The following is a 657-nucleotide window of genomic DNA, read 5'->3' on the forward strand; positions in this document are numbered from 1 at the left end:
TTGGCATTTCGTTATTTTTTCAATTTATTTTGTCAAGTTCAGTTTTTCAATCTTTAATCACAATTCCACATTGCATCGTGAGCCTCATCTCCATCTAATCCACCCCATTTAAAGTCTTCTTCGGGATTATTTTGCCAATCTTCTTCTGTGTCATTTCTTTCATAATTAGAATGACTATTGTATTCATCTTCTCGCAGTTGTTGGTAAACTTCATCTTTTGTTGGATGTGAGTTTCGATATTCACTTTGTTCAGATAATTCTCCGGGTTTTAAAATTTGAATAGAAACTAATTTGTGTCCATCTTTTGTAAATCCTGAATTTACACTTTTAACAAATTTTAAATCTTCGCACATCATAGGTAAACCTCCGAATCCAAAGCGTGGTTTTTCAATATGCTCAATACATTCTTTAGAAACCCTTATTAGATATAATTCAGGTTCGTTATCTTTTTTAAACCACGAAATCATATCATTCGAATTCGTTTTGCAAGTATTAAATTTCATTCTTTCAAAAAGTCCAGCACCATCTCTTCCTTCAGGAATTCTCGGATAATTTAAGTAAATTTTGAAATCCTGCATATTTTTGATTTCGCTTAGTTCTTTGTTCATTTTTTTAGTTTAAAATTCTGTTTTTGAGTTTAGTGGTAATGAATGCCAA

General features: G+C 30.9%; 1 protein-coding gene. It reads right to left on the reverse strand.

The window, feature by feature from the left end; all coding sequences use genetic code 11:
• Positions 1–53: 53 nt before the first annotated feature.
• Positions 54–578 (reverse strand): hypothetical protein, encoded by a 525-nt coding sequence (locus tag GMC_RS0101990; RefSeq protein WP_138940541.1) that lies wholly within the window; start codon positions 576–578, stop codon positions 54–56.
• Positions 579–657 lie beyond the last annotated feature (79 nt).

It is taken from the genome of Aquimarina agarivorans, from assembly GCF_000218485.1.
GTDB classification, from domain to species: domain Bacteria; phylum Bacteroidota; class Bacteroidia; order Flavobacteriales; family Flavobacteriaceae; genus Aquimarina; species Aquimarina agarivorans.

Bases quoted from the DNA above. Each gene is read 5' to 3' on its own strand.
- GMC_RS0101990 (WP_138940541.1), bottom strand. From the start codon at position 578: ATGCAGGATTTCAAAATTTACTTAAATTATCCGAGAATTCCTGAAGGA.